This is a genomic window from Spirulina sp. CCY15215, assembly GCF_016888125.1.
Lineage (GTDB): Bacteria > Cyanobacteriota > Cyanobacteriia > Cyanobacteriales > Spirulinaceae > CCY15215.
Map to the genome: position 1 here is coordinate 1 of NZ_JACSWA010000452.1, position 22,259 is coordinate 22,259.

15 protein-coding genes, 1 tRNA gene and 2 pseudogenes are annotated in these 22,259 nt (G+C 41.1%); 10 read left to right on the forward strand and 8 right to left on the reverse strand.

What is annotated here, in order from left to right; all coding sequences use genetic code 11:
• Positions 1–2,723, reverse strand: a 2,723-nt coding sequence (locus tag JUI58_RS14230; protein ID WP_204104457.1) for a tetratricopeptide repeat protein, incomplete at its 3' end; no start/stop codon positions are given.
• A gap of 290 nt (positions 2,724–3,013) precedes the next feature.
• On the opposite strand from JUI58_RS14230, the gene JUI58_RS27780 reads away from it, so the two are divergent.
• The 4 genes from JUI58_RS27780 to JUI58_RS14250 all read left to right on the forward strand — a co-directional run bounded on the left by JUI58_RS27780 (position 3,014) and on the right by JUI58_RS14250 (position 4,908).
• Positions 3,014–3,274, forward strand: a complete 261-nt coding sequence (locus JUI58_RS27780; protein WP_204104490.1) for a DUF4258 domain-containing protein — start codon at positions 3,014–3,016, stop codon at positions 3,272–3,274.
• The gene (locus tag JUI58_RS14240) at positions 3,274–3,522 is read left to right on the forward strand and encodes a YgiT-type zinc finger protein (RefSeq protein ID WP_204104458.1); all 249 of its coding nucleotides are present in this window, start codon (positions 3,274–3,276) and stop codon (positions 3,520–3,522) included. Before JUI58_RS27780 ends, JUI58_RS14240 begins: the two co-directional genes overlap by 1 nt.
• A gap of 410 nt (positions 3,523–3,932) precedes the next feature.
• Positions 3,933–4,175 carry an NfeD family protein gene (locus JUI58_RS14245; protein ID WP_204104459.1) on the forward strand — a complete coding sequence of 81 codons (243 nt, stop codon included), beginning with the start codon at positions 3,933–3,935 and terminating at the stop codon, positions 4,173–4,175.
• Positions 4,176–4,263: 88 nt separating this feature from the next.
• Positions 4,264–4,908, forward strand: a complete 645-nt coding sequence (locus tag JUI58_RS14250; protein WP_204104460.1) for a glutathione S-transferase family protein — start codon at positions 4,264–4,266, stop codon at positions 4,906–4,908.
• Positions 4,909–4,918: 10 nt separating this feature from the next.
• On the opposite strand, the gene JUI58_RS14255 is transcribed toward JUI58_RS14250, so the two are convergent.
• A complete protein-coding gene (locus JUI58_RS14255) occupies positions 4,919–5,821 on the reverse strand; it encodes a glycosyltransferase family 2 protein (RefSeq protein ID WP_204104461.1) in 903 nt (300 codons plus the stop codon).
• A 462-nt stretch (positions 5,822–6,283) separates the two neighbouring features.
• On the opposite strand from JUI58_RS14255, the gene JUI58_RS14260 reads away from it, so the two are divergent.
• From JUI58_RS14260 to JUI58_RS14275, 4 genes are all read left to right on the forward strand, one after another.
• Positions 6,284–6,372 (forward strand) — tRNA-Ser (locus tag JUI58_RS14260).
• A 22-nt stretch (positions 6,373–6,394) separates the two neighbouring features.
• Positions 6,395–6,970 (forward strand): leucyl/phenylalanyl-tRNA--protein transferase, encoded by a 576-nt coding sequence (gene aat, locus JUI58_RS14265; protein ID WP_204104462.1) that lies wholly within the window; start codon positions 6,395–6,397, stop codon positions 6,968–6,970.
• Positions 6,971–7,071: 101 nt separating this feature from the next.
• Positions 7,072–9,966, forward strand: coding sequence for a DNA polymerase I (gene polA / locus JUI58_RS14270; protein ID WP_239121476.1), 2,895 nt, complete (start codon positions 7,072–7,074; stop codon positions 9,964–9,966).
• A gap of 90 nt (positions 9,967–10,056) precedes the next feature.
• Positions 10,057–11,004 (forward strand): hypothetical protein, encoded by a 948-nt coding sequence (locus JUI58_RS14275; protein ID WP_204104464.1) that lies wholly within the window; start codon positions 10,057–10,059, stop codon positions 11,002–11,004.
• Between the two features lie 72 nt (positions 11,005–11,076).
• On the opposite strand, the gene JUI58_RS14280 is transcribed toward JUI58_RS14275, so the two are convergent.
• On the reverse strand, positions 11,077–11,955 hold the full coding sequence (locus JUI58_RS14280; protein WP_204104465.1) for an NAD(P)-dependent oxidoreductase: 879 nt from the start codon (positions 11,953–11,955) through the stop codon (positions 11,077–11,079).
• Positions 11,956–12,103: 148 nt separating this feature from the next.
• On the opposite strand from JUI58_RS14280, the pseudogene JUI58_RS14285 reads away from it, so the two are divergent.
• Positions 12,104–12,433 (forward strand): annotated as a pseudogene (locus JUI58_RS14285) (ATP-binding protein); the annotation flags it as partial.
• Positions 12,430–13,407, forward strand: a complete 978-nt coding sequence (locus JUI58_RS14290) for an alpha/beta hydrolase (RefSeq protein WP_204104467.1) — start codon at positions 12,430–12,432, stop codon at positions 13,405–13,407. The pseudogene JUI58_RS14285 and the gene JUI58_RS14290, both read left to right, overlap by 4 nt.
• Here JUI58_RS14290 and JUI58_RS27050 read toward each other — a convergent pair.
• The 5 genes and pseudogenes from JUI58_RS27050 to pruA form a co-directional block, all read right to left on the reverse strand.
• A complete protein-coding gene (locus tag JUI58_RS27050) occupies positions 13,387–16,398 on the reverse strand; it encodes a filamentous hemagglutinin N-terminal domain-containing protein (protein ID WP_204104468.1) in 3,012 nt (1,003 codons plus the stop codon). The two genes, JUI58_RS14290 and JUI58_RS27050, sit on opposite strands and share 21 nt — an antisense overlap.
• A gap of 148 nt (positions 16,399–16,546) precedes the next feature.
• Positions 16,547–16,666: pseudogene (locus JUI58_RS14300) on the reverse strand (type II toxin-antitoxin system HicB family antitoxin); the annotation flags it as partial.
• A gap of 27 nt (positions 16,667–16,693) precedes the next feature.
• Positions 16,694–17,806, reverse strand: coding sequence for an MAE_28990/MAE_18760 family HEPN-like nuclease (locus tag JUI58_RS14305; protein ID WP_204104470.1), 1,113 nt, complete (start codon positions 17,804–17,806; stop codon positions 16,694–16,696).
• Complete coding sequence (locus tag JUI58_RS14310) at positions 17,807–19,024, reverse strand: DUF262 domain-containing protein (RefSeq protein ID WP_204104471.1); 1,218 nt, start codon at positions 19,022–19,024, stop codon at positions 17,807–17,809.
• Between the two features lie 152 nt (positions 19,025–19,176).
• Entirely contained in the window at positions 19,177–22,146 is a 2,970-nt protein-coding gene (gene pruA / locus JUI58_RS14315) for an L-glutamate gamma-semialdehyde dehydrogenase (protein WP_204104491.1), read from the reverse strand.
• Between the last annotated feature and the right edge of the window lie 113 nt (positions 22,147–22,259).

A 22,259-nucleotide genomic window follows, 5' to 3' on the forward strand; every position in this document is an offset into this window, starting at 1 on the left:
AAAGAATTAGCTTCTCCCCCTCTGTCCCCAATTTGGCGTTTAATTTCCAGTGATTGCTGATAGAGTGCGATCGCCTGTTGGTACTCTCCCAAGGAGTTGTAAGCATTGCCTAAATTGCCTAAAGAATTAGCTTCTCCCCCTCTGTCCCCAATTTGGCGTTTAATTTCCAGTGATTGCTGATAGAGTGCGATCGCCTGTTGGTAGTCTCCCAAGGAGTCGTAAGCATTGCCTAGAGAAGTTAAACAAGCAGTATATCGCCAGTCTTCGCGATTTGATAACCCAGCAACTAACCGAGTATAAAGTTCAATTCGCAGTTGATTATAACCCCGTAAATTGAGAAAGTTATCAACGCAGCGATCGCTATAACTTCCATCACGAATCGAATCAAAAGCTGTCTCATACTCTCCCAACTCGCAACGATGATGAAAGATTTCCAAATATTCCCCCACATCTTCCACTGTCTCCCATTCCTCCCGAGGTTTTAAAGTACCTTGATAAAACGAAATTGCTTTTTGATGCGCTTCTGTCAAATCTCCCGACTTATACTTGAGATACTCTTCAATCAACGGCTGAAACTCATAAGATCCCCCTAAATCCCCCTTAATAAGGGGGACTTCCAGATTCTCCCCCCTTTTCAAGGGGACTTCCAGATTCTCCCCCCTTTTCAAGGAGGGCTGGGGGGGATCTCCCACTTTTTGCTCATTTTTCTCCGTAACAATTAATAATCCCCGACTCTGTAAATCCCGTAACTCCTTCTCCGTCACCTCTTCCCCAGAAATCCCCCTCGCCATCGCCACATCAAACCCACCTCGCAACACTAAAACCGACAACAAAACCCCCTGCAACTTCTCCGTCAAACGCTGAAAACTCGCCTCCAAAACCGTAACTAACTGCACGATTTGTTGTCGATGATCCCCATCAATTCGTTCATCCAATAGATCGACACCCAATGCTTGTAAATCTCCAATCTTTGCCCCTTCTCCCCTCTCCTCATTGAGAAAACCAGCCACCAACTTTAACGTTAAAGGATGCCCCTTAACCCGTGTCACAAATGCCGATAACTCCTCATCTCTCCCACCAATTCCCACTGCTTGTAAATACTCTACACCCTCCTTTTCCAATAATCCCTGCAAAGTAATCTCGGTACGCGATATCTGCTTTAACCTTGGGATCGCCTGGGTTGTCACTAAAATTTCCGTCTGACTAAAACACCCCAACCACTGCTGCAAAAACTGTTGATAATCTTCATCATCAAGCACCGATTCAAAATTATCCAAAATCAATAAATAACGCCGCTTCTGCAAAGAATTGATCAAAACTGTCCCCAAGTTTTTCTCATCCATTTTCTCCAACTCTTCCTCATCAAAAATCTTGAACTCCTGCAAAATCTTCCGCGCCAAAGCACTCAAAAAGGGTGCATCTCCCAAATCTGCCCAAAACTTCCGTTCAAAATCCGATCGCATCTCATAAATCTTCGCCGCTAAAGCCGACTTTCCGACCCCACCTATGCCACAAATAAACCCTAACTTGCGATTCTCATCATCTAACCAGCCGTTAACCGTTTCTAACTCCTTAACCCGTCCTTGCCAATAGCTAATTGCCGGACGATTGCTATCTAAAACATAACCCAGTCGTGCTTGTTTCTGCTGATTTATTCCCTCTAATCGATCCAGCAATTCTTCTGTATTTTTGATCGCTTTTTCTACATCTTCCCTGATTTTTTCTTGTCCTTCTTTCAACCCATCTAAACGCTCAATAATTTCAGATAAATATCCTTGCAACCATTGCTGTAATCCGTCAATTTTCCCCGCAATTTTCTCCTCCGTTACCCCTAACTCCCGCAAAACCTCAGCAAAACCCGAATCAATATTTTCCCCCAACTCCCGAAACCCTTCCGCATTATTTTCTAACTGCTGCCGCAACCCTGCCAAAGATTGCATCTCTTGCTCTAAACTTGTTTGTAAATTCCCCAAATCTTCCCCCGTCGGACGTGCCAGCAACTCTTGCAAACTCCCCTGCATTTCACTCAAAACCGCAATCGTTAACCCTGCAAACGCCTTCCCTCCCTCTTTAAAATCCGCCTTCAAAACCTCCCGCAACGCCAAAGGAAATTGCTTGTATAAACGATTAATCACCACATCCAAAACATCCGAAACATCCGATCGCAGCCAAATTTGTGCCTCGACACATAACCAATTCTGTAACAATTTCCGCCAATCTTCCTCCTCTAAAACTGGAGTATTGAGAAATTTCTCCATTGTCCCCGAAAATAGCCCAGAAACCGCCTCATCCTGCAAAACCTCAAAAGTATTATCAGCCCGCCTTTTCAATCGTTCCGCGACCTTTGGCCACGCTTTCACGGTAGATTCTGCCAACCCCCGCAAGTCTCTTTCTGAGTCAGGATAATTCCCAGATTCGGCCACAGATTTAATAATCAAACCCATCGCCAAACCTACCGCATTCGTTAAATCGTGATTGCTTAATTTTTGCTGGCTGTCTCGCAATCTCACGGAAACATGGTTTAAATGCTCCGGTATGCTATCAGTGGCAACCACACCTCCTGTAATCGCCGTTACAATTGTTCCAAAAACTGTCATGAATAGGGACGCACCGGGAAGAACAGCTAATACTCCAGAACCAGCTAAAGATAAACATATTGATCCTCCGATTAACATTCCCCCTGCTGTGACCAGTCGATTTTTAGTTTGTGTAATTAGATCCATGGCCTCACTCCCCCAACTTTCACCCCATCATATCCTAACAAAGGCGCATTAAGCTAAAACACATTTAAACAACGGATCTCTAGCGACCAAGATGGTCGCACTCCAAGGTTTTTGGGATTTTTGATAATGCCGTTTAGATGCTGAACAGCTTAAAGCAGGAAAAGGCAGGAAAAGGCAGTCAAATGATGGAGTGCGTTCGCTTTTGTTTAGGATAGAAATAGAGAAGGGTGACAGATTCTTTAGTGGCATATTCCGGAAACAAAACTTTTGTTGAGAAAGACTGATTTGAACTGACCAGACACGCATTTAAACGAGCGATCGAACGAAATATTAGCGATCGCGAAATCCGAGAAGTAGGAGAGAATATCATTATAATTGAACATTATCCAGATGATAAATATTCACCCAGTTCTCTATTATTGGGTTTTACAACAAAAAATAGAGCCTTACATCTTCAGGTTTCTCGAATGGAATCAGACACAACAAAAATAATCACTTTATATGAACCCGATGAAAATGAATGGATTGACCATCAAACAAGGAGAGACTAATGTTTAAATGCCATGCTTGTCACTCAGAAGAATTTCATTTAGACCAAACCAGTGAAATTTTTCAAATTGAAGGTAAATTTTATCTCGTTGAAAATATCCCGATGCAGGTTTGCTCTCGTTGCGGTGAAATGGTTTTTAGTCGAGAAACCACCGAACAAATTAGAGCAATGCTACATAGTGACACAAAACCCGTTAAATCGATCGCAGTTGATGTATTTAACTATTCCTCTCAATCTAAAGCATCTTAAATAATATAAAATGCGGATCATTACCGTAGTAGTTTAAGGGCGCAAGCATTTGCCCTGTACAGTAGGTGTTTGGGGTAGGGGCGGTATTGCTTATGCCCTAATCCAAAAGATCAAAAACTCAAATATATGGAGGTTGTTAAATCCCTCAAACTTGCTCCCTATTGTATCCCACCAGCAAAAATCCAATCGCGTTTTAGGGCATATTAAGGCAGAAAAAGGCAGTCAAATCTATAGAAGGCGTTCGATTTTGTGAAGAGGATTTAGGATAAAGGTATGGAGTATGGACAGATTCTTTAGTGGCATATTCCGGAAACAAAACTTTTGTTGAGAAAGACTGATTAGTTAAGACTGCGATCGCATCTAAATTTTTAACCATCACAACTTAGCAAAAAACTTGGAGATATTTAATTATGTTTGGCCTCTTTAATAAAACACAGCAACCAACTACACAAAAATTCGATCTTTGGAAAGGCAATGCGATCGTCACCGACGAAATTTGCCCCGATCGCCGAGGCCGCGTCAAGTTTCGCGGATCCTGGTGGTTTGCCCAATGCGTTACAGGAATTAATGTTTCCCCTGGAGTTCGGGTTAATGTCATCGGACGCAATGAGATGACCTTATTAGTAGAAATGCCGAAAACGATGGATCTTTAGAAAAATTTCTGGTTTGTCTCGTCTTGTGGCGATCGCCTAAAATGATAGAATTATATTCTGAAAAAAATATAGTAACGAAAGCGCGATCGTGGCTGAATTAACTCTAGTTATTGGCAATAAAAACTACTCTTCTTGGTCATTGCGTCCTTGGTTAGCAATGAAACAAGCTGACTTGGACTTTAGCGAGATTCGCATCCCTCTCGATACTCCCAACACCCATCGAGAAATTAGGTATTACTCTCCTTCAGGACGGGTTCCGGTGTTACTCCACGATAATCTTACAATTTGGGAATCCTGGGCAATTTGTGAGTATATCGTGGAAAATTTTGCACCCCAATTACTTCCAGGCGATCGCCAAGCAAGGGCTTTTGCCCGTTCTGTTAGTCTAGAAATGCACGCAGGATTTTATCATCTGCGACAAAAAATGCCGATGGACTGTCGCAACCGCTTTCCAGGAGAAGGAATGAACCCCGACGTTCATACTGATATTACCCGCGTTAAAGAAATTTGGTACAATTGTCGCAACCAATTCGGAGAAAACGGACCCTTTTTGTTTGGTGAATTTTCTCTTGCTGATGCCATGTTTGCCCCGGTTGTTTCTCGCTTTATCACCTACGATGTTCCTTTAACGGATAGCGAAAAAGCCTACACGGAAACAATTTGGCAACTTCCTGCTATGCAAGAATGGTTAGATGCAGCTTTGCAGGAAGTTGAGACTATTTCGCACCCTTAAAAAGATAGAATTAAGGAGACGCGATCGCCTTAATTTTTTTCTCTGATTTATCCTTTGCTAAAGAATCCACTTGACTAACTTTTGAGAATAGTTGCTTTTCATGTTGTCTTCGCAATTCTTCCATTTTCAGTAAAATTAAATATTCATAAAAAGCCTGCAAAATACACCAAGTCAACCCAGCTTTACCATCCAAAATTCCCCCTAAAAAGAAATACATATAAAGGAAACGAATAAGAGGACGAAAAGGTAAACGCAGAGATAAATCTTTTAATGCCCGTCGTCGTTTTACTTCCGTATTTCCCCAAAATAAATCTTGCCAATTAATATGTTTGCATTGCAATTGATAAATCGTTTCTCTTGCTTCATCGGTTGAATAACGATTGTGTTTCTCTAACCAACGACTAAAGCCTTTGCTACAGGTAAAGTGGGGATAATTTGATTGAAGAAAACTGGTTTTTCCTTGATATATCTCTCGTTCTGTATGACCGTAATCGGAAAACCAAACTTTATTTTTATCTAACAAGCGCAATTGATAGCGAGGATATTGAGTACAATGGCGAATCCAATGTCCCATAAATATTACCCGTTCGGCAACATAATAACCCACATTGTCAGAATTTTGGATAGCCTGCAAACATTCGGTAAATAAAGCAGGAGTCATGCGTTCATCAGCTTCCAGGATATATACCCAGTCGTGACGAGTCGCAATATTTTGTAACATCCAAGTTCGTTGTTTCCCATGACTTGCAAATTTGTGACAAACTACTTGAACCTCATAGCGATGGGCAATTTCTAAAGTGCGATCGCTACTGTAGGAGTCTACAACAATTACATCATCGGATAATAACGCGGATTCAATACAGGCAGCAATATCGAGTTCTTCGTTATGGGTGAGAATAAAAATAGAAAACATGGTTGAGATAGATGCCGATACTTTTTATATCTTACTGTGAGAAAATAATTATATTGAGTAGATAAGGTTATCTTGAGGTGGTAATGCACCCTCCCCGATAAAATTCGGGAGTTTTAAAGACTCAGCAAACAAAGTAGAGTAATGGCGATACCTCCCAGACAAGCAGATATAAATGTATTATCTGGCTCTTCTTCGTCATCCTCCGAGAAATCCTTGGAGAAGTCACAATTAAGACACTTCCAGAGGTTTACATTGAGAGAAATTACTGTATGTCGGCTACATTTTGGGCATTTGATCGCAGAATTAGAACTATGACATCCGTGAGACATTGTTTCTATCCTCCTTTTTGGTGAGAAAGAGTTACCTTCTACTTCTTACTTCTGACCGGACGAGTAAAATTTATGCAAGTTGCAATACTTGTTAACATGGAAAAAATTTGCTATACTACCCAAATATAAACTTGGAGAGGTGGCTGAGCGGTTGAAAGCGGCTTCCTGCTAAGAAGTTATGAGGGTTAAACTTCATCGAGGGTTCGAATCCCTCCCTCTCCGTTTTTCTAGATTGTTTTTCTAGATGGTCATTAATGTTTCTGCTCTCATCGATGGTTACACCCAGGGTTTCTTTCTCATGGCTGATGATAAAGGGAATTTGGGATGGTATTCAAGCGATCAACGCGCTCTCATTCCCCTTGACCATCGCTTTCGCTACCCTAAGTCTCTGCGTCGCGCTCTCAATCAAAATCGTTTTTCCGTGGCGATCGATCGCGATTTTCGGACGGTGTGCGAGGGGTGTGCCGATCGCCAAAAAACTTGGATTTCTGACCAACTCAAGGAGATTTATTGGGAGTTGCATTTAGCGGGATGCGCTCACAGTTTTGAGACTTGGGAGGGAGATGAATTAGCTGGAGGTATTTTGGGTTTGGTCATTAAAGGTGCATTTATTGGCGAGTCGATGTTTTATCGCATTCCCGAGGGGTCAAAAGTGGCAATGGTGAAATTAGTTGAGCATTTGCGATCGCGCAATTTTGTTCTCTTCGATGCTCAATTACAAAATCCCCATTTGGCTCGGTTTGGCGCTTATGAGGTGAGTAGCAATGAGTATAATGCTCTTTTTAGCAGGGCGATCGCGAAAACTTGTCGGTTTATTTGAAAGAATCCCCAAGTATAATCAAAAGTTATGCTTGGGGATGGTTCAATTGTCTCAAGGTAGAGTTTTGCGTTAAACTTTTTTATTATCTCAGCCCCAATCCCTTGAACGATTTAACCTCCCTCCCGACTTTACTACTCATTGATGGTCACTCCCTTGCTTTCCGTTCTTATTATGCCTTTGCCAAGGGACGAGATGGGGGTTTGCGGACTTCTGCGGGAATTCCCACTAATATTTGTTTTGGCTTTCTCAAGTCTCTTTTACAAGCGATACAAGTGGAAAAGCCAGAATTTTTGGCGATCGCCTTCGATACATCTGCACCCACTTTTCGCCATCAGGCAGATCCCACCTACAAAGCCGATCGCAAGGAAACACCGGATGATTTTATTCCGGACATGAAGAATTTACAAGCACTTTTACAAGAGTTAAATTTGACGGCGATCGCCAAACCTGGATACGAAGCTGATGATATTCTCGGTACTTTAGCCGTGCAAGGAAGTCAAGCGGGATATCGGGTTAAAATTATGACTGGCGATCGGGATTTATTTCAAGTTGTTGATGATGAAAAACAGATTAGCGTCATTTATTTAGACCCTAGAGCCATTAAAAGTGCGCGATCGGGACTAAAGGAATTTCATGCCACAGAAGTTGAAGAAAAATTAGGAGTCACTCCTGCACAAGTCATTGATTATAAAGCCCTGTGTGGTGACAAATCCGATAATATTCCTGGCATTAGAGGAATTGGCGAGAAAACCGCCGTTAAATTGCTTAAAGAATATGGAACACTAGAGAAAACTTATGAGAATATCGAGCAAATTAAAGGGGCAAATCAAAAGAAACTCAAAACAGGACAAGAAGATGCCAAACACTCCCAATTTATGGCAACGATTAAACTCGATGTTCCCTTAGAGATTAAAGTTAACGATCTGAAACTTGAAGGTTTAGATTTCCAGCAAGCACAACCTTTATTAGAAAAACTAGAGCTAAATAAACTCAGCCAACAACTTGACAAATTACAAGAACAATTCGGAAGCAATTCTACAGAATCAACTTCCTTGGAGATAGAATCATCTGAAGACGGCGATACATCGTTTTTTAGTGCAGAAGAAACCGAAAAAGCTCAAGAGGAAGAAAAATCTCTCATTACACCAGAAATAATCAATACCGAAGCAAAATTAACAGCGTTAGTAGACCGCTTAAAAACTTATACTAATCCTGAAATTCCTGTAGCTTGGGACACTGAAACCAGTTCCCTCGAACCTCGTGATACTGAATTAGTTGGAATCGGCTGTTGTTGGGGAGAAAATCTCGTTGATATGGCTTATATTCCCCTCGCTCATAAAGAAGGAAAACAACTTGATAAAACATTGGTTTTAGAGACTTTAAAGCCCATTCTCGAAAGTGAAAACTATCCCAAATCTTTACAAAATGCTAAATTCGATCGCCTCGTTCTTTTCTATCAAGGAATTAAATTAAAAGGTGTTGTTTTTGACACTATGTTGGCAAGTTATATTATTAACCCAGACAGTTTTCATAATCTAACGGATTTATCTCTAAAATATTTAACCGAAATTGAAGCAAAAAGTTACAAAGATTTAGAGATTCCCAAAGGTAAAAATATCTCCGATCTCCCCGTTTCTCAGGTTGCTGAATATTGCGGCATGGATGTTTATGCAACCTTTCATCTCGTGCCAAAATTGAGAGCAGAACTAACAAAAATTCCCGCCTTAGAAGAACTACTTTTAGACATAGAACAGCCCCTAGAACCCGTTCTTTCCGCAATGGAAGATCAAGGCATTCGTATCGATACCGACTACCTCAAACAACTATCCGAACAGTTAGGAAAAGACTTGACAAATATCGAGAAAAATGCTTACGAAGAAGCGGGAGAAGAATTCAATTTAGGTTCTCCCAAACAGTTAAGCAAATTGTTTTTTGAAACATTAGGATTGAGTACCCGAAAGACACGCAAAACCAAAACGGGATACTCCACAGATCATGCTACCTTAGAGAAATTACAAGGGGATCACCCCGTCATCGATCGCATTCTTGAATATCGTACTCTTTCCAAACTAAAATCAACCTATGTCGATGCAATTCCCGCCCTTGTTCATCTCAAAACTGGGCGCATTCACACCCATTTTAATCAAACCGTCACCTCCACAGGGCGACTCTCCTCCTCCAATCCTAACTTGCAAAATATTCCCATTCGTAGCGAATTTTCCAGGCAAATCCGTAAAGCCTTTTTACCCCGAGAAGGATGGCAATTAGTGTCCGCAGACTACTCTCAAATCGAACTGCGAATCCTCGCCCATTTGAGCCAAGAACCTATCCTTGTTGAAGCATACAGCAATCATCAGGACGTTCACCGCGTCACCGCACAATTGCTCTTTGAAAAAGAAGAAATTACCCCCGACGAACGCCGTTTAGGAAAAACGATTAATTTTGGGGTAATTTATGGGATGGGTGCCCAGCGTTTTGCCCGAGAAGCCGGAGTCAGTTCAAAAGAAGGGAAAATCTTTATCGATCGCTACCGAGAACGCTATGCTAATGTATTCGCCTATCTAGAACGCATGAAAAAAGAAGCGATCGCCTTTGGTTATGTGGAAACTTTACTCAAACGTCGCCGCTACTTTAATTTTGCCGGAGAAAGCGTGCAGAAGCTCCAAGGACTCCCCCTCGAGGCGATCGATCTGGAGAAACTTAAAAACCTCTCTCAGGGAGATGCACAACTCTTGAGGGCTGCCGCAAATGCCCCCATACAGGGATCGAGTGCAGATATCATTAAAATTGCCATGATTAAATTACATGAAATCCTGCAAAATTATCAAGCTAAATTACTGTTGCAAGTCCACGATGAATTAGTCTTTGAAGTTCCCCCGGAAGAATGGGAAGAATTAGAGCCGCAAATTCGAGATACGATGGAAAATGCCGTAAAACTGAGCATTCCTTTAGTTGTAGACGTGAGTGGAGGGAAAAACTGGATGGAAGCGAAGTAAGATAAAACTCTTGCAAGAGTTAATCCAGAGATATTTACAGCATATATAACGTAAAATGACTTCCATACCCATCGCACCCGGAATTACACAATGAGAGGACGCAAGATATTAATTTTTGTATTGTTGGTGATTTGTGCCACATTTGTCGTTATTCTGCTCAATGGATCGGGTACGGCCACAGGACCGATCTTAATCAGCCTTTTGTTGGTTGCCGTATTTGCCGTTATCTCAGTGGGTGCAACGACAGAACTCTACCGCGAATTGGTAGATAATCTTCGCAATGATTCCATGCTGAAGAAAGCTGCGAGTCGCTTCTATCTTTATGGTCGCGGGGGGAGTGGTAAAACAACCATTATCAAAAGTTGGTTGGGTGGAGAGGTCAGACCGGAACAAGCAACCAAATATTTTGCTTTTTATACTGCTGAAAAATATTTAGATTTGGAAACGAAACGACAGTGCCGAATTGTTGTTTCTGATTATCAAGGTCAATCTCCTTCCCAAAATACTCTGAATGCTTCTCCACAAGTCATTGGTTTACCGGACAGACGTTTGGTGAATGGGGTTCTGTTTATTGTTGATATTGCCCCTCGGATTGAAAAAAATGGCAAACCATTAGATACTAATGAATTAGTTGAATGGTTGGCCGTTGATACTGAAACTAAGATTCGCAAACGAGTTGAACAGCATCTTGAATATATTGTTCCCGCAATTTTAGAAATTGTTTTTGCAACGGTTTATAGCAAGAATCTTTTATGTGTCACTTTAATTATTAATAAGATGGATTTGCTGGAGCAAATCGTCGCGATGGGCTGTATTCCTGGGGTAAGTTTGGCTAATGTAGAAGAATATGCACGCAATTTGTTCAAACGTATTGAATATAATATTCGCGATGCTTGTGATAAGATTGCTAAACCCGAACATCAGATTGATTTTTCTGTTGCGTTGGTGAGTGCAGCGAAAGGAACAGGAGTTGCAAAAACTTTTAATCGTGTTATGAAGAAATACGCAGATGCAAAATATAAGGAGAAAAAGAAGTAATAATTTGAAAGGATAACGGAGGAAACAAGACATATCAAGTCTGTAAATTGATAACTCAGTGTTTATCTGGTTTTACAACTTTCCTTTTAATGCCTCTAATTCTTCTCGTATAGTGGGGGGATTGTAGCCTAAAGCAAAGGCTTTTGAACTATCCATAGCGAGATCGGCAGGTCGAGGGGCAGCCATCGTTACATCTTTTTGAGAACAGGATTTTAAGCCCGTTTTGGGTAGTTCTAAAACTTCGGTCATTAAGCAGCCAAATTCATAGCGAGATAAGCGTTCTTTGCCCCCTAAATGTAAAATTCCTTCGGCTTTTTCAAGTGCCAAAAACAATCCGTGGGCTGCGGTTTCTGCACTGACAGGCATTCGATACTCGTCAACAAATAAGGTTAATTCTTCCTCTTGACGAAGTTTGGCAATAAATGATTGAATAAAACTAGGAGAATGGGGGGAAGCAATGCCAAACATTAAGGGCATTCGACAAATAGCCGTTTTCGGATAACGTTCTAATATTCCTTGTTCTGCTAATACTTTTTGTTCGCCATAAATACTGACTGGACAAACGCGATCGCCTTCCCTATAAGGTGGATTTAAACCATCAAAGACAAGATCGGTGGAGGTAAAAGCACAAGGAATCTCAACTTCTGCACATAGATCGGCAATATAACAGGAAGTGGTGACGTTTATACGATAAGATTCTTGAGGATGAGTTTGACAATAATTGGGTTTTGCAGCAGCAGCAGCATGAATAACCGCATCGGGTTGAATTTCTGCAAACAGTGTTTTCAGTGCTTGAAAATCAGTTAAATCAATTTTTTGCGATAATACTTTAGGAATATTAATTGCATGAGTGCGATAAGTCCCGAAAACTTGCCAATTTTGTTGTGTTGCAATTTGACATAAATTCCAGCCGAGAAAACCGCTAGATCCGGTGACAAGAAGTTTTTTCATTTCTAATAATGCGTAATAACTTCATTCAGTTTCATGGCTTCGGTTATCTTCGTCTTTGGTTCATTATATAAAGGTACAAGAAGAGTGGGGTTTTGGTGCGAAAAATAGCCGAGGTTTGGGATTAAGTGCTTTGTTTGCTGGAGCGAGGACCAATCTGAAAGATTCCATCGATCAAGCCTTTTTACGGCGTATCCCTTTTGTTTTAAACTTTCCTTTCCCCAATAAAGAGGCTCGCGCTGAAATTTGGCGGCGAGTATTTCCCTCGCAAACACCGACGGAGCAGTTAAACTATGAACGTTTAGGTCAACTGAATATAGCCGGAGGAAATATTCGCAGTATTGCTCTCAATGCTGCTGTCCTCGCAGCCGATGCGGAAGAATCGGTACAAATGCAACACATTTTTAAGGCAACTCAAAGCGAATATATAAAATTAGGCCGTGTCATGGTCAATACTGAAACTCAAGGTTGGTTGAAATGAAAATTAAATGGTTATTGCTTTTGATAACAACAGTTTATCATCTCGTTGCGACTTTATTAGAAGAGCGTCGAATCAAACCTCCTGGTCAACTTGTTGATATTGGTAGCCACAAACTCCATTTATTGACAAAAGGAACAGGAAAATATACAGTTGTCATCGAGCATAGTTTGGGGGGAATTGATGGTTATTTTTTAATAGAAGAACTTGCAAAAATTACACGAGTGTGTATTTGCGATCGCGCTGGATATGGTTGGAGCGAAATGAGTTCTAAGCCTCGTTGTAGTGCAGAGATTGTCAAAGAATTAAATTTAGCTTTAGAGAAAGCAGAAATCGAACCGCCTTATATTTTAGTGGGGGACTCATTTGGCAGTTATAATGTTCGCCTTTATGCTTCTCGGTATCCGGAAAAAGTGGCTGGAATGATTCTTACAGAAGGATTGCACGAGAAAGCAATGCTGGCGATGTCGTGGAAACTGAGAGTTTTGCAAGTATTCTTTTGGTCAGGGTTTATTATGTCGGTTCTCGGCTCGTTTTTAGGATTAGTGAGAATATTGGGAACGATTGGCTGTTTTGAGGTGCTGAAAAAAGAATTGCGGCAATTTTCCTCTAAAACTTTAAAGATGGTTAAACGCTCTTTTTACCGTCCTCAACATTGGCTCACAATGGCAAGAGAAATATGGAATTTAGATGCCAGTGCGCGTCAAGTACGAGAAGCGACTAAAATTAGCAATATTCCTTTAATTGATATTAAATCGAACACTTTTTTAAAGCGATCGCCAGGAACATTTTTGTTTCCCCTACAAGCCGCCGATCGCCTGCGAGATGAAATCCACGCGGAATTACTTCAACTTTCCAGTAATAGTCAACAAATGCAGGCTTCTAAAAGCGATCACTTTGTCTGGATAGATGAACCAGAAGTAATTATCGCCGCTGTTCAAGAAATTTTAACCCAGTTAGAAGGACTCGAAAAGTGAAGGACATTTTTCCCGCGATCGCGCTTCATAATCCTCCATCTTCTCTTCAGGAACAGCGAAAGGAAGACAAGTTTTTGGTTTGCTTAACGTAATTGATAAATTGCTAATTTCTATAAGGGCCAGAGCGCTATTGATTAATACTATTGTGCTATTTGATTTAGAGTTGGTAAAACCCGAGAAAATTTGAAAATCTCCGGCGATCGACCAACCCAAACCCCCCGTACCTCCCATTCCACCAGTACCACCAGAACCGCCGCCTCCTCCACCAACACCGCGACCCCCGCCACCTCCTCCACCACCATTACCGCCACTTCCACCGTTTCCTCCCGTTCCCTCGATAGTTAAGTGACCTGGAGATGTGACAATCTGACCGCTAATTAAAGCAATTCCATCACCACCGTTTCCCCCGTTACCTCCGTTACCGCCGGCACCGCCGCCAGCACCGCCACTATCGCCTCCACTTAAAGGCGCACCATCACCTCCTTTGCCATTAGCAAAGCCATCTTGGCCATTATTTGTACCTGTTGTACCCAAACCACCAGCACCATTTCCCAATCCTCCATTTCCACCATTATTATTGGTTGTTCCACCAGCAAGATCACCTGTAGCTCCATTACCGCCATTTCCATCCCCATTACCTCCGTTACCACCATTAGAAGCGCCACCACCACCACCGAAACCATTACCGCCGCCGCCACCACCACCATTTTCATTAGAGGTGCCACCTCCACCACCAGCGCCACCAGCACTTCCAGAATTTCCACGACTAGGGGTGTTAGTACCTACACTTCCCTCGGTTCCAGTACCACCGAAACCACCACCACCGCCGCCACCTCCTGCTCGTTTATTCGCACTTCCCATTCCGCCTGTATTGCCAATGCCACCACTACCATTACCACTCCCAACATTACCACCAGCACCGCCACCACCGGGATTCGCATTGCTACCGCCTACACCGCTACCTCCGTCACCTCCTGCTGTTCCACCATTTCCTCCCAATAGGAGAGTCGCACGAGTATTGCTACCACCGCCATTACCGCCGCCACCTACTCCACCATTACCGCCATTTCCACCTGTTCCAGTCAAACTCACTAAACCATTTGTGGAATTAATTGCGCTATTAGTCAGAGAAATTCCACTTCCTCCATTACCACCATCCCCTCCATCTGTTCCAGCAGCACCTCCCAAAGTATTTACACCACCATTTGAGCCGTTTGATTGGCTAGTTCCTGTACCGCCATCTCCACCAACTCCTGTAAGAGAGATATTACCGCTTGTGGTTGCCAAACTGCTGTTATTGAGGGCAATTCCCGTTCCTCCTGTCCCACCGCCATTAGAACCCGTTTTTCCGCGACCAATGAGGGTAATATTTCCCGTTCCTGTGCTAATCTGTGCATTGTTGAGGGCGAGTTCACCACCGTTACTATTGTCAGCATCGGCATTCAGGTTCACAAAACCGTTATTTGTTGTGATATTGGCATTGACATTAATACTATTCTGTGCAGATGCTTGTAATCCTACTCCTTTCGTTGACATGGCGATCGCGCTACTAAAAGTAATATTGTTCGTCGCTTCAAGGATTACATTTGCGGTAGCATTGTTAATAAAACTAACATTTAATTTAGCATCAAGAGGAGTATCGCTAAAACTCAAGGTTGTATCGCTAGTATTGCTACCATTGGCAACAATTTCGATATTAGTTGGGTCGAGTAATAATGTCCCAAATGCGCCATGAGAAGCAGAAGTATTGACATGACCTTGAAAATCTAAAAACTTGCGCCCAGAAACTTCAACAAATCCCCCATTCCCTACATTTTGACCGCCGCGCACGTTAATTTCACCATGAAAGCGAGTGGTATCATTTGACCAAATAATAACTCGTCCACCATCTCCTGAATTTAACGCATTAGCTTGAATAATTGTATCAGAATTAATTAAAGTCTGTTCGGAAATTGAGAGAGAACTTTGACCGCGATAGTCCCCACCGATGCGAATATTTCCTCCCGTATTGACTCCCGAAGCATCTATATTTGCAGCCAATAAAGCGATATTTTTGCCAATAATATCAATACTTGGTGTTAAATCTGGCGATCGCGTTGCTGTCGCGATCGCCCCCGAAATAATCACTGTCCCTATTGTTTCGGGTAAGGGCATATTATTGTTGGCTAATCGAACTATATTTGCTTCATTTGTAACTAATCCAGTTGCACTTTGTTCCATCAAATAACGAGGAATATCTGATAATTTTAAGCCTGTAATTTCTCGTTCTCCTGGTTGCACTGGTTTCACATCAAGGATAATGCTTAATATTGTTCCTTCTTGAGTAATTTTAACTTGATTGTGTCCTGGGATTGCAGCGATAGTAATATTTCCTCCTGGTGCGAAAAATGTTCCTGTACTGAACACAGAACCGGCGATCGCATAAATATTTTCTCCTTCTTTAACCGCTAAATCTCCCCCATTGATAATTATTCCGGGGTGCATCGTATCAAAAAATAACCCTGTAGGATTCCCAATTAATGTTTCATAATCATTCATTCCTGAAGCATTAAAAAAGCCATCTTCAAACCCGATACGATTGGCTGTTGAAACACCAAAACTTCCCGGTACATCTAATTTTGCACCGCGAGTAAAGATCCATCCTGCTTCATTGACTAAATATAAATTACTATCTCCTCCACTGAGGCGAATTAATCCTTCAATAATTGATGGATTTCCCCCCACCACTCTCCCTAAAATATTGTTAATTTCAGGATTGGAAATAAAATCGGCAATTTCTCTGGGTGTTAAACCAAATTCTTGAAAGCTGTGGAATAAGTTGAAACCCGATCGCGTCCCTCCTGTAATCTCATAAATATCGCCATTTTTCTGCACTATAGTTCCAGTGCGATCGGGGGCTGAAATGATTGATTGAGCGAAAATGGCTTGCGGTACAAGAGAAAGGAAAGAGAGAGTAGTGAATAGAACACCCAGATGAAATCGACCTAACATGAGATGCACCCAAAAATCTTGTTTAAATTACCAAGACTGTATGATACAAGATCGCGATCGCCTTTTGAATATCTTTTTGAATATTTATCAACTTTTCCGTGGAATATAATTTTTAGTTAACATAAATAATGGTGCTTTTATACTGTTTTTCATGGGTTTTGCCATGCGATCGCCATATTTGACCCGGAAAATCGGGGAAACCGACCAAAAAACACCTATCCTCTTCCGACCATTGAATGAGCATGGGATATTTAAGATTCTCCTTCATTTTGTTCCCTCTATACAAATATCTAAATCAATATCTATCAATATCTGATTCTTCATTAATATCAAGAGCAGCAATATAAATATCTAACCCTTTGCAAGCATCAGTATCAAGTTTGACAGAAATATCTCTTTTCTCAACACCCTCAATAGCCTCTATTCTTTCTTGAGGCATTCCCTCCTCATCTCTTATCTCTTCTATTGTAGCAGATTTACAGTATGATTTAGTGCTGCTCAATAAAAATATTTCATCTCCAATTGATAAAGGAGGTTGGCAAATATTAGCATACAAAACTTTCTGATTTGAAAGCCAGTTTGTAGTTTTACCAATTCTTTTAACTTGACCTATGGCAATTTTTCTATTAATTACAGCAAAATACGCAAATTCAGCTAATGCTTGACATAAAGATTCAACAACATTGCATAAATCTACTAATTCGTCCACAGATAGTATAGTGTAAATAATATCGCGATGTGCTGCATTATTTCGATCGTCAATTAGTTTATCTAATCTTTCTCTTGTTTCATTTTCAACATCTTTTTGATTTTCAACTATCTTTTTAATATTTCTATGTTTAGCAATCCAGTTCCAGGCTGATAAATTTTTTGAATCTTTTTTCACAGGTTTCACAGGTGATATTCCTGCTTTTGTTAACAATTCTCCTAATTCCTGAGATCTCAAATTTTGACTATATAATACAAAAGCCTCAGAAATCAACTGATACTTACTTTCATTCGCAATACAAGAATAAAAAGATTGAGAAATATCTTGCAGAAAAACTGTATCTTTGAATCTACTTTTCTCTTTCAGTAATTCATTTAATAATTTTGATATTCCTTCTTGATGTGTTGTTTTTATACGTTCAGATAAATCTGAATATTTTGAAAAAAGACTGGGCAAATTACGAATCCACTCTGTAATTAAATTTTCAACAAAACTTTCGTAGATAGCATATAATCTTGTTACCACAGAACAATTTTCGTATTCTTCCCAGTCATCAAACTTAGGAGCATTTTCTTGAAGTACAACGAGTTCTGGGTTTGTAGTCTTAGATAAAATTATTCGTAGCTTCTTGTTTGTTTGCAGAACTAAGCGAATAGTATTAATATTCTTCAGTGCTTTATCTAAAGGTTTTTGAAACATTTATATTTTTGAATTAATAATTTGAGATAACATTCGGTTAAATAGCTCGATCCTTGTTTGAATATTTTTTTTGCCACTACCTTGTCCTTGAAATATTTTCGATGTATCTTCTCTCAACAATCTTTTAGTTTCTTCAATTACTACATTTTTCTCATTTATCAAAATACTTGCATTTTTCTCATTTATCAAAATACTTGGGTTATCTATATGTTTGCTCAATCCTACCATCACCGCATCATAATACTCTTTCAATGGTTGTGATTGTTCGGCTTCTGTCTTGCCATCAGGGATGAGCATGAAGGGTTTAAAGAGGGTTTCTCCATAAATCTTATCTGCTAAATCAATAGTATCTTTAAATAATTTTTTTAAAAGGATAATATCTTCATCAGTAAAGTCTGAAGCGTTTATCATATACAAGTCCAAGAAATCTCTTATACTATGTTTATATTGCTCGACATTACGCAACGCAAAAAATCTAAGAACCAGTTCTACATCTTCCATTTTTTGATACATATTACTTTCTTCCTGAGAATCAGTAGACCATGCCCGAGCAAACTTTTCATGTTGTGATAACTCTTTCAACGCATCATTAAGTTTTCTTGAATACACACAATTTCTTATTTCTTGGGGTTCTAATTTTATCCCACCCGTGTTCAATCGCTCAAATGCCCGTTGCTTGAGAAGTTGTTTTTTGTGTAAACTAATATCAGGATCTATAATAATGATAATAAATACAAGTGAATGATAATTTAAACCATCCCTTATTTTTTTAGGCAATTCTTGATAAGTACGTCCATTAAGCTCTGGCCAGACTTCAAGACTTTCTAATTTGAATTGGTTATGATAAAAAGAATGAATAGCAGTTATTCTCTGTTGACCATCTATCACTTCATAAGAGTTATAATTTTTCTCATATAGAAGAATAGGTGGAACTGGAATGTTCATAATTAAGGATTCTATGAGTTTAGATTGTCTTTTTGACTTCCAACGAGGTCTCCTTTGATAAGGAGGACTAACACTCATATAGTCTTCTTCTTGCATAGCTTCTATAAGACTTGATAATTTTTCCCGATTGATTTTGATTAAAATTTGCTGTTCTTCATCTTCATATCTGTTCTCAATATCGCGATCGCTTAATTCTTTTCCCGACTTTTTCCGATCTTCTTTTTTGGAAGATAAATCAGTCCACATCTTTTCTTCTGTTTCTGAAAAAGGCATAACTTTTTACTCCAGAGTTAAGTAAGTAAGATTTAATCTCGACTGGTGTATAGCATCGTCGCCCTTTGGATTTTAACATAATTTACATTTTGCTATACGATCGCATCTCAAAACTTATCAAATAAGGGCGCAAGCATTGCGCCCCTACGGATTTATTCTGCCCCTTCAATAGGTGCAAAACCCTGACGTTGAATATTTTCCGTCACCGATCGCGGTTCCAAGAATTGCAACAAATAATCGGGTCCTCCGGCTTTTGAACCGACTCCAGATAACTTAAAGCCCCCAAAAGGTTGACGGGCGACAATAGCTCCGGTAATGTTACGATTCACGTACAAATTGCCCACTTCAAACTCCTCGGATGCTTGTTTGATATGGGAAGGAGTGCGAGAATATAATCCTCCTGTGAGGGCGTAATTGGTACCGTTAGCAATAGCCAATGCTTCGGCAAAATTCTTGGCTTTAATGACTGCAACCACAGGTCCAAAAATCTCCTCCTGGGCAATGGTACCATCCGGTGCAACATCGGTGAAAATGGTGGGAGGGATGAAATAACCTGTCTCTGGAATTGTCCCCTCAAACGCCAATTTTGCCTCCTGTTTGCCCTTCTCGATATATTCGCGAATGCGATCGCGGGCATTCTTATCTACCACCGGTCCCACCGTGGTACTGGGCAGATCCGCAGCCCCCACATTCAGGGATTTAGTCGCCTCTACTAAGCGACTCACAAAAGCATCATGTACGGGTTCGAGAACGACGACTCGCGAACAAGCAGAGCATTTTTGTCCGGTATAGCCAAAGGCAGAAGAAACCACCCCAGCTACAGCTTGATCTAAGTCTGCACTTTCATCGACAATAATGGCATTTTTGCCCCCCATCTCGGCAATGACTCGCTTGAGGTGCTTCTGTCCTGGTTGCAATTTGGCTGCTTCTGCATAGATATAACAGCCGACTTCTTGGGAGCCTGTGAAGGCAATTAGGTGAACATCAGGATGAGTCACTAAATGATTACCTACCGTTGAACCCCGACCGGGAACATATTGGAACACACCTTTGGGAATGCCTGCTTCTACTAGAATTTCAGCGATTTTCGCGGCAATGACGGAAGCAGGGGCGGCGGGTTTAAGTAAGGCACAATTGCCCGTTACTAAAGCGGCGACTGTCATTCCTAGGGCGATCGCGATCGGGAAATTCCAAGGAGAAATAATCACCGCAATACCTCGAGGTTGATAGAAATAACGGTTGGTTTCTCCTGCTAAATCATAGCTTATTCCCCCATCTAATCGCTCTATTTCGTCGGCATAATAGCGACAAAAATCGATCGCCTCGGAGACTTCTCCATCTGCTTGCGGGAGAATTTTTCCCACTTCAAAACACAGCCAAGCGTTTAACTCATGACGGCGAGATTCCATAATTTCGGCAGCTTTTCGTAAGATTTCTGCCCGTTCTCCGGCTGAGGTTTTCTTCCAAGCAGGAAAGGCAGTTTTTGCCGCTTGTAATGCCTGTTCTGCTTGTTCAATAGAAATCTGTCCAATCTTGCCAACAACTTCGCTAGGATTGGCAGGATTGACGGAATCCAGTAACTCGGAAGTTTGCACGTATTCGCCGTTAATTAAGGGTAAATAAGTTTTACCTAAACTATTGCGAACCTTGCTTAATTCTTGTTTCGCTTTTGCCCGTAAATCTTCGTTAGCATAGTCAGTATTGGACGCATTTGGCCAAGCAGATTTGGCAATTAAAGGTCGTTCCGATTCTACCTTGGGAGGAGAAATTAATTCTTCAATGGGACGTTCTTCCATATTTTGCCGTAGGAAGGAAGAATTGGCTGTATTTTCCAACAAACGACGGATTAAATAGGACATTCCTGGTAATAAATCCCCATAAGGTGCATAAACTCGCACTCGATGTCCGCGTTTAACTAATGCCTTTGCCAGTTGGTCGCCCATTCCATACAAAACTTGCATTTCAAAGCAACGAGAAGGAATATTTAAAGTTTCTGCGATCGCCATTGCCCGCGCTTGAGTGCGGACATTATGAGAACCGATCGCCCCATATAAATACTCGTGATTTTCCAGCAATAACTGCATTAAATTTTCATAATTGCGATCGGTTTCTGCTTTCTGATTAAAGACGGGTTGCGGCCAGCTTTCTTGGATGGCAATAATAGTTTCTTGATCCCAATATGCGCCTTTTACTAAACGAATGGTAATCGGTTTTCCGCGTTGTTTTGCCCATTCAACTATGCCTTTTAAATCTGTTTCTGAATCTTGCAAATAGCCTTGAATGGTCATACCGATATCTGTGCGATCGCGGAACTCTTCCTCCATTAATAATTCCTTCAAAATGGCGAGAGTAATATCTTTATAACGATACTGTTCCATATCGAAATGAATCGCCGCACCTACTTCCTTTGCACGACGCAAGAGGGTGCGAATGCGATCGCAAACTTTAGCTTTACTTCCTTCAGGATCGAGAGGGTCAAATTGGGAGTAAAATGCGGTTAATTTGACGGAAACCTGCACCTTAGCTAAAGGTGCGCCATCTGCTGCATCAATTTGGGGAATAGAAGACCATTTTTTTGCTGCTTCTCCTAACTCTTGAATCAGATCGAGATAACTTTGCAAATATTTCTCTGCTTCAGACTCGGTTATCACCGCTTCTCCGAGGAGATCCAGGGTAAACGCCATCTTATCCTTCCGCAGGCGATCGATGGTCTTCAAGACTTTAGGAACCGTCTCTCCGGCAATATATTTATAAGCGAGGGTTTTCACCGCTTGTTCTACCGTCGTCGCTGCAATTTGTGCGGGAGGAGAACCAGCATCGGCAAAATTCATCATTTTTTTGAGCATTTCCGGCAATTCTACGGATTCAACGCTCATATATTCTTGAAAATGACGGGCAATCTCGCTTTTACTCCGTAATGCTGGCAAACAGTCGATAAAGCTAAAGAGTTGATAGCGTAAACCTGGGTTTGCCATTGCCCAGTCTAAGAGCTTATCATCGAGACGCATCTGGTCTTGCATCTTGGCGAAAAAGGAACGTTTTTCGCGGGTTGCAGCGATGAGTTCTCGGGCAATTTCTTGGGTTTTGCTTTCGTACTGGGTTTGGGGAATTTCAATGACCACGGTTTGTTTAACTCCTGAATCTTGCATGGTAGAATGCGAAAACTGCATATTAAGATGGGGGGCTTGTTTTCTCAATCTGGCGATCGCACTCTACACAAACTTTTCATTTTATC